Origin of the sequence: Micromonospora sp. NPDC049089 (assembly GCF_040648775.1) — a bacterium.
In the GTDB taxonomy this organism is placed as follows: domain Bacteria; phylum Actinomycetota; class Actinomycetes; order Mycobacteriales; family Micromonosporaceae; genus Micromonospora.
Map to the genome: position 1 here is coordinate 1 of NZ_JBEZEH010000266.1, position 8,258 is coordinate 8,258.

Here is an 8,258-nt window from a genome sequence, read left to right on the forward strand (position 1 = left end):
CTCGGCAGCCGGCACGACGCGGAGGACGTGCTCCAGGAGGCGTACCTGCGCTGGCTCGGTGTGGACCGGGCCCGGGTCGAGGAGCCACGCCGGTACCTGTCCAGGGTGGTCACCCGGTTGGCACTGGACCGGCTGCGCGCGCGGCAGGCGGCCCGCGAGACGTACGTCGGGACGTGGCTGCCCGAGCCGGTGCCGACCGCGCCCTCGCCGTTCGGGCCGTTGGACCGAGTGGAGCTACGTGACTCGCTCTCCACCGCGTTGCTGCACGTCCTGGAGCGGCTCACCCCGCCGGAGCGGGCGGTGTACGTCCTGCACACGGCCTTCGACCTGCCGTACGCGGAGATCGCCGAGATCCTGGAGCGGTCCGTCGCCGACTGTCGGCAGCTGTACCACCGGGCGACCGCGCGGGTACGGCAGGAGCAGCGTCGGTTCACCGCCAGCCGCCCGGAGCGGGAGCGGCTGCTGGACGCGTTCCTCGCCGCAGCCCGCGACGGTGACCTGGCGAGGCTCACCGACCTGGTGGCCGCCGACGCCACCGCCTGGAACGACGGCGGCGGTCGGGTGCGGGCCGCCCTCAACCCGGTCAGCGGCGCCGACCGGATCGCCCGGTTCTACGCCGGGGTCTACGGCCCGCGTCACCGAGTGGCGATGGATCCGGTGGAGCTCAACGGGGAACCGGCGATGCTGATCACCCGCGCCGACGGCAGTCGGTACACGCTGACCATCGCCGCGGCGGACGGACGGATCACCGGGATCTACGTGGTCGGCAACCCGGCGAAGGTGCCGGCGGTCGGCTGAACCCGGGCGTCGTCGGCCGACCCCGGGCCGGTGGGCGTCAGCCCAGCTCGGGGAACCAGAGCGCGATCTCGCGCTTGGCGCTGTCAGTCGAGTCGGAGGCGTGCACCAGGTTCTCCCGGTTGGACAACGACAGGTCACCCCGGATGGTGCCGGCGGCGGCCTTGCGTCCGTCGGTGGCGCCGACCAGCCCGCGGACCACGTCGATGACCTGGTCGCCGGAGAGCACCAGCGCGACCAGCGGGCCGCCGGTCATGAAGTCCTTCAGCGGCGGGTAGAACGCCTTGTCGACGTGCTCGGCGTAGTGCTCGTCGGCCAGCGCGGCATCCATCGTCCGGTGCGCCATCGCGTCGATCCGCAGCCCCTTGCGCTCGAAGCGGGAGAGGACCTCGCCGACCAGGCCGCGGCGGACCGCGTCGGGCTTGATCAGAACGAGGCTGCGCTCATCCGGGCTGTTGCTGGACACGCTGGGTTCCTCCTGTACGCGCTGAACGCTTGGGATCGGTACGGTCAGCCTAGCGACCCGGTCCCGGCACCGGCGCGGCGGCCGGTCTTTCCCCCGGTGGCCGATCCGGCCTAGCCTGGTCCTGACCCCGGGAGGTCCACTGTGGCGAATGGCGGGAACCGACCCATCGCGCCGGTACGCAAGCTGATCGGCGCGGTGCTGGGCACCGTTGCCACGTTCGTCGTCCTGTTCGGGCTCGGCATGACGAGTTGGGCCATCGTGGCTCTGGGGGTCGCCCTGCTGGTGCTGGCGATCGCGCTGGCGACCGTACGCGGCGGCGGTCGCACGTGGGTCGTCGGCGTCGGGCACGTGCACAGCGCCTCCGAACCACCCACCCAGTACGCGTTCGGCCGCTGCGAACTGCAACTGGTGATCGACGCCCCTGGTCTACCGCCGCGGTCCAAGAAGATCATTGAGCCGAGGGTGCCGGTCTCCAAGTGGCCGTCGCTGGGCCAGACCCTGCCGATCCGGGTCGCGTTGGACGACCAGCGGCACGTCAAGGTCCTCTGGGACGAGGTGCTCACCCATGCCGAGACCGCCGCTGCCGTCGCCGATCTTCCGCCGGAGTTCGCCGACGCGGAGCCGGTGGACGAGCTGTTGATCCAGCAGGACGCGCCGCCGTGGGCCGACCGCGCACCCGACGACGACTTCCGCGACCCGGTCGGTGACCCGTTCCGGGACCCGGCCGGTGACCCGTTCCGCGACCCGCTCGGTGACCCGCTGCGCACCGACCCTTCGCGCGACGACCTCCGGCGCGACGAGCCGGGCGTCGTGCCCGAGGAACGCGAGCCCGTGGTGATGCACCAGAGCCCGGGTGGCCCGGTGGTGTTGGAGGGCGTGGTCGTCGAGCCGCAGGCCGGCGGGCTGCCCCGACGGGCAACCACTCCGGCGCCGCGCCCGCCCGCCGAAGAGCGCTTCGACGAGCCCGCCGCCGACCGGTTCGACGCTTCGCAGGCGAGCGGCCCGAGTGCCCCGCCCGCCGAGGACCCCGTCGACCCGCCCAGCGCGCAGCGCTTCGACCCGCCGCCCGCGCAGCGCTCCGGCCCGGGCACTCCCGACCCGCTGGACCCACTCGATCTTCCGCTGGACGATCCCTCACCGGCTGGGGCCGCACGCACGACAGTGACCGACGAGGAACTGGACCAGGCGATCTTCGGGTTCGACGCCGGCTCGGGCGCGGACCCGGCGGCACCGATCAGCGGTGTGGGCCTCACCCTGCTGGTCACCGACCTTCAGCGGTCGCTCAACTTCTACCGCGACGTGCTCGGCTTCAGCGAGGTCGACCAGGGAGCCCACAACGCCGTCCTGGCGTCCGGGGCGACCCGGATCGTCCTGCGCGAGGTGACCGGGGCGGCGCCCATCAGCCGCCGGCTCGTGCACGTCAACCTTGAGGTGAGCGACATCGAGGCGGCGTACGAGCGGTTGCGCGAGTCGGGCGTCCGCTTCACGTACGCGCCCCGGGTGGTCAACCGGGGCACCAAGCTGGAGGGGTGGGCGGCGGCCTTCCGCGACCCGGATGGTCACGGCGTCGCGCTCACCCAGTGGCGCGAACGCGCTGACGCCTGACCCGGCCCGCCTAGCGCCGGCCGGGTCCGCCGTCAGCCGAGAATGACGCGGCGGACGTGCAACGCGTACGCCCAGACCAGGGCGAAGATGATGCCCAGCCCGAGCAGTGACCAGTGCAGCAGACCGCCCAGCAACAGCAGCCCCTGGAGCACGGTGCCGGCGTTCCAGGCCCACTGCCGACGCATCATGCCGGCGAGCACCACGGCGGCCACCGCCAGTGCCACCACCGCACCGATCGCGGCACCGCCGAGGTCACCACCGACCACCCGGATCGGCTGGATCGCCAGCAACAGCACCAGCGCCTCCAGGCTGAGCGTGCCAGCACCGAGACCGCGTACCGCCCGCTCCGGGTTGCGCAACCCGGAGCGTCGCGGCTGCCCGGCCGTGGGTTCCTCCCCCACCGGCTGCCCGACCGGCGGGTCGGTCGGGTCCTCGGTGGGGTGCGGGTCCCGCTCCGGGCTGGTCATCGCTTCAGCAGCCGGCGCGCGTCGGCGACCGTCACCACGGACCCGGTGACCAGCACCCCGACCCCGCTCAGCTCACCGGGGACGTCCTCCTCGGCCAACGCCACCGCCAACTCGATGGCGTCCGGCATCTCCTCGGCCGAGTCGACCCGCTCATCGCCGAAGATCTCCTCGGCCAGCGCCGCGAGTTCCTCCACCGGCATCGCCCGTGGCGAGCTGTTGCGGGTGACCACCACCTGGTCGACCACCGGCTCCAACAGCTCCAACAGCGCTTCGGCGTCCTTGTCGGCCAGTACGCCGATGACGGCCACCAGCTTGCTGAACGCGAACTCCTCCTGGAGCGCGGTGACGGTGGCCTTCATGCCGTGCGGGTTGTGCGCACCGTCCAGCAGGATGGTCGGGGCGTTACGGACCCGCTCCAACCGACCCGGGGAGCTGGTTGAGGCGAAGCCCTCGCGGACCGCCTCGATGTCCAGCTGACGTCGGGCCCCCGCGCCCAGGAACGCCTCCACGGCGGCAAGCGCCATGGCCGCGTTCTGCGCCTGGTGGGCACCGTGCAGCGGAATGAACACGTCGTCGTAGACGCCACCCAGCCCCTGGAGGGTGAGCACCTGACCGCCGACCGCGACCGCCCTACCCAGCACGCCGAACTCACCGCCCTCCCGGGCGATGGTGGCCCCGACCTCGGCGCAGCGGTCGAGGAGGGGACCGGCCGCCTCCTCCTCCTGGGCCGCCGAGATCACGGTGGCCCCCGGGTGGATGATGCCGGCCTTCGCCAGCGCGATGTCCTGGATCGTGTCACCGAGCCACTCGGTGTGGTCCAGCCCGATCGGGGTGATCACACAGACCCCAGCCTGGAGGACGTTCGTGGCGTCCTCCGCCCCGCCGAGGCCAACCTCGACCACCGCGATGTCGACCGGCGCGTCGGCGAAGGTGGCGAACGCCAGCGCGGTGGTCATGTCGAAGTACGTCAGCGGCTCGTCCGACCGCGCGTCGACCAGCTCAGCCAGCGGTTTGATCTCCCGGTACACCGAGGCGAACCGCTCCTCGCTGACCGGCTCCCCGTCCAGGCTGATCCGCTCCCGGACGGTCTCCAGGTGCGGGCTGGTGTACCGCCCGGTGTGCAGGCCGTGCGCCCGCAACAGCGAGTCAATCATCCGCGCGGTTGAGGTCTTGCCGTTGGTGCCGGTCAGGTGGATCGCCGGGTACGCCCGCTGCGGGCTGCCGAGCAGGTCGAGCAGCGACTCGATCCGGTCCAGCTCGAAGACCATGCGGGTGAAGCCACGGGCGTTCAGCTCGGCCTCGACGGCGGCGAATTCGGTACGGTCGGTCACGAGGGCAGTGTCTCCAGAGCAGCGTCGATCCGGACCAGGTCGGCCTCGGCGGTGGCGAGCCGGCCGCGAATCTTCGCGACCACCGGCTCGGGGGCCTTGCCGATGAAGGCAGGGTTGTCGAGCTTCGCCCGGGCCTGCGCGACCTCCTTCTCGGCTGCCGCGCGGTCCTTCGTCAGCCGGGCCCGCTCGGCCGCCACGTCGATCGACCCCCGGGTGTCCAACGCGACACCGACCGCGCCGGGCATGGCCAACGTGGCGCTGGCCTGGAAGTCGTCACCGGCCGGATCCAACCGGACCAGCGAGCGGATCAGCGGCTCGTGGGCAGCGATACCCGCGCCGGACAGCCCGTCCAGTCGGGCAGCCACCCGCTGCGTGGGCCGCAGCCCCTGGTCGGAACGGAACCGGCGGATCTCGGTGACCACCCGCTGAACGCCGACCAGCTCGGCCTCGGCGGCGTCGTCGACCAGCGACCGGTCGGCCACCGGCCAGGCGGCCGCCTGCACCGTCTCGCCGCCGGTCAACGCGAGCCACAGCTCCTCGGTGACGAACGGGATGACCGGGTGCAGCAGCCGCAGCAGCTGGTCGAGCACGTGCCCGAGCACCCGACGGCTGGCCTCCGCGCGCTCACCGCCCTCGGCGAGCACCGGCTTGCTCAGCTCGACATACCAGTCGCAGACGTCGTCCCAGGCGAAGTGGTAGAGCAGGTCGCACACCTTGGCGAACTCGTACGCCTCGAACTGCTCGTCGACCTCGGCGGTGACGTGCGCCAACCGGGACAGGATCCACCGGTCGACGGTGGAGAGCTGCTCGGTGGGGGGCAGGTCACCAGTGGTGTGCGCGCCGTTCATCAGGGCGAACCGGGTGGCGTTCCAGAGCTTGTTGCAGAAGTTGCGGGAGCCCTGGCACCACTCCTCGCTGACCGGGACGTCCTGGCCGGGGTTCGCGCCCCGCGCCAGGGTGAACCGGGTGGCGTCGGCGCCGTACCGGTCGATCCAGTCCAATGGGTCGACCACGTTGCCGAACGACTTCGACATCTTCTTGCCGAATTGGTCGCGCACCATGCCGTGCAGCGCGACCACGTCGAAGGGCGGGCGGCCGTCCATCGCGTAAAGGCCGAACATCATCATCCGGGCGACCCAGAAGAACAGGATGTCGTACCCGGTCACCAGCACGCTGGTCGGGTAGAACTTCGCCAGGTCCGGGGTCTGCTCGGGCCAGCCCAGGGTGGAGAACGGCCACAGGCCGCTGGAGAACCAGGTGTCCAGGACGTCCTCGTCCTGGTGCCAGCCCTCGCCGGCTGGCGGCGCCTCGTCGGGGCCGACGCAGACGATCTCACCCGCCGGGCCGTACCAGACCGGGATGCGGTGCCCCCACCACAGCTGCCGGGAGATGCACCAGTCGTGCATGTTGTCGACCCAGGCGAAGTAGCGCTTGGCCAGCTCGGCCGGCTCGATGCGGACCCGGCCGTCACGCACCGCGTCACCCGCGGCCTGGGCCAGCGGGGCGGTGTTGACGAACCACTGCAGCGACAGCCGCGGCTCGACGGTGGTCTTGCACCGTGAGCAGTGCCCGACCGCGTGCACGTACGGACGCTTCTCGGCGACGATCCGGCCCTGCTCCCGCAGCGCTGCCACAATCGCCGGCCGCGCCTCGAACCGGTCCAACCCCTCGAACGGGCCGGGCACGGTGATCACGCCGCGCTCGTCCATCACTGTCAGCGCGGGCAGGTCGTGCCGCTGGCCGATCTCGAAGTCGTTCGGGTCGTGGGCCGGCGTCACCTTCACCATGCCGGTGCCGAAGGACGGGTCGACGTGCGCGTCGGCGACGATCGGGATCCGGCGACCGGTCAACGGCAGCTCGACCTCGGTGCCGATCAGGTGCTGGTAGCGCTCGTCGTCGGGGTGCACCGCCACGGCGGTGTCGCCGAGCATCGTCTCGGCCCGGGTGGTGGCCACCACGACCTCGTCGCTGTAGCGGATCGAGATCAGCTCGCCGTCGTCGTCGGTGTGCTCGACCTCGATGTCGGAGAGCGCCGTGAGGCAGCGCGGACACCAGTTGATGATCCGGTTGGCCCGGTAGATCAGACCGTCGTCGAAGAGCTTCTTGAAGATCGTCTGGACGGCGCGCGTCAGCCCCTCGTCCATGGTGAAGCGCTCGCGGTCCCAGTCGACGGAGTCGCCGAGGCGACGCATCTGGCCGAGAATGGCGCCACCGGACTCGGCCTTCCACTGCCAGACCCGCTCGACGAACTTCTCCCGGCCGAGATCGTGCCGGGACAACCCCTCGGCGGCGAGCTGACGCTCGACCAGGTTCTGGGTGGCGATGCCGGCGTGGTCCATGCCCGGCAGCCACAGCGCCTCGAAGCCCTGCATCCGCTTACGCCGGGTCAACGCGTCCATCAGCGTGTGCTCGAACGCGTGGCCCATGTGCAGCGAGCCGGTGACGTTCGGCGGCGGGATGACGATGGTGAATGGGGGCTTGTCGCTGTCGGCGGAGGCCCGGAAGTGCCCGCCGGCTACCCACTGCTCGTACCGTCGCTGCTCTACCTCGCCGGGCTGGTACTGGCCGGCAAGGGTCGGGGCGTCGGGGCGTTGGGCATCCAGTCTCTCGGTCACCGGACAAGTCTACGGAGGGCTTCCGCAGACCTGACGTGCGCCACCTGCCGTTCGCGTACGGTGTCGGCTATGTCCGACGCACATCTCACCGAGCGGTCGCGCGACGGCGGCCGCGAGCCGGTCGAGCTCACCGAAGAGCCGATCCAGCTGAGCACCCGGGACTCCGGAGGCGACCCCGACGAGCGACCCAGCAGCTGGTCACGCCGACGCAAGATCGGTTGGACGGTCGCGCTGGTGGTCGGTCTCGCCAGTGCCGGCGTTCTTGGTGTCGGTGGGTGGCGGGTGGCGCAGCAGAAGGACACCCAACTGGCCTCACCCGATCGGGTGGCGGGTCTGACTCGCGACGACAGCGAGCGGGCGAAGAGCACGGCCGACTATCTACGCAGCGGCCTGGCGGCGAACATCGAACTGGACCGCAGTTTCGGCACCGTCTACCGCGACCCGGCCGACGACAAGCGCTCAGTGCTCATCTTCGGTGGCACCACCCTGCTCTGGCAGCCGGAACGGGACCTGGACAGCCTCTTCCGCCTGATGTCGGACGAGACCGGTGCGGTGAACGGTCTGCGGGAGCTGCCCGCGGGTGACTTCGGCGGGGTACTGAAGTGTGGCAGCACCAGCGGCGAGGGCGGGGACTTCGCGGTGTGCGGCTGGGCCGACCACGGCAGCGTGGTCATGGCGATGTTCCCGGGCCGGTCGGTCAGCGACGCCGGCGGCTTGCTGCGCAACCTCCGCGCCGGCATGCAGACGCGAGACTGACCGAGTACGCGGGCTGCCGCGCCGGCCGCAAGATCGTCCAACATCCTGGATGTAGTGGTCTCCACACACCACGAAGCCACTACAACCAGGATCGAGCGTGACCTTGACGGGTCTCCGGGTTCAGGGACCCTGATGACCCCCGGAAAAAGGGCGGAGACGCAGAGAAGCCCACCCCGAATTGGGGTGGGCTTCTCTGGAAGATTGTCCGGCGGCGTCCTACTCT

The 8,258-nt window shown here is 71.2% G+C and carries 7 protein-coding genes; 3 read left to right on the forward strand and 4 right to left on the reverse strand.

The genetic code is table 11. The features are described 5' to 3' along the window. Nucleotides 1-798 (forward strand): RNA polymerase sigma factor SigJ (gene sigJ / locus AB0B48_RS30300; protein ID WP_357207462.1); only part of this gene is annotated, 798 nt, incomplete at its 5' end. 37 nt (nucleotides 799-835) lie between these two features. Here the strand turns inward: sigJ and ndk are convergent. After that, nucleotides 836-1,261, reverse strand: coding sequence for a nucleoside-diphosphate kinase (ndk, locus tag AB0B48_RS30305; protein WP_088949743.1), 426 nt, complete (start codon nucleotides 1,259-1,261; stop codon nucleotides 836-838). Between the two features lie 141 nt (nucleotides 1,262-1,402). On the opposite strand from ndk, the gene AB0B48_RS30310 reads away from it, so the two are divergent. Then, nucleotides 1,403-2,866: a VOC family protein gene (locus AB0B48_RS30310; RefSeq protein ID WP_357207466.1), complete on the forward strand. Its 1,464-nt coding sequence runs from the start codon at nucleotides 1,403-1,405 to the stop codon at nucleotides 2,864-2,866. 32 nt (nucleotides 2,867-2,898) lie between these two features. Here AB0B48_RS30310 and AB0B48_RS30315 read toward each other — a convergent pair whose 3' ends face one another. The 3 genes from AB0B48_RS30315 to AB0B48_RS30325 are packed head-to-tail and all read right to left on the reverse strand — an operon-like array spanning nucleotide 2,899 to nucleotide 7,279. Continuing rightward, a complete protein-coding gene (locus AB0B48_RS30315; protein ID WP_357207469.1) occupies nucleotides 2,899-3,333 on the reverse strand; it encodes a DUF4233 domain-containing protein in 435 nt (144 codons plus the stop codon). After that, complete coding sequence (locus AB0B48_RS30320; RefSeq protein ID WP_357207471.1) at nucleotides 3,330-4,664, reverse strand: folylpolyglutamate synthase/dihydrofolate synthase family protein; 1,335 nt, start codon at nucleotides 4,662-4,664, stop codon at nucleotides 3,330-3,332. Before AB0B48_RS30320 ends, AB0B48_RS30315 begins: the two co-directional genes overlap by 4 nt. After that, nucleotides 4,661-7,279 carry a valine--tRNA ligase gene (locus tag AB0B48_RS30325; protein WP_357207475.1) on the reverse strand — a complete coding sequence of 873 codons (2,619 nt, stop codon included), beginning with the start codon at nucleotides 7,277-7,279 and terminating at the stop codon, nucleotides 4,661-4,663. The genes AB0B48_RS30320 and AB0B48_RS30325 overlap by 4 nt, the downstream gene beginning before the upstream one ends. A gap of 69 nt (nucleotides 7,280-7,348) precedes the next feature. Here AB0B48_RS30325 and AB0B48_RS30330 point away from each other — a divergent pair, with 69 nt between their 5' ends. Then, entirely contained in the window at nucleotides 7,349-8,035 is a 687-nt protein-coding gene (locus AB0B48_RS30330; protein ID WP_357207479.1) for a hypothetical protein, read from the forward strand. Nucleotides 8,036-8,258 lie beyond the last annotated feature (223 nt).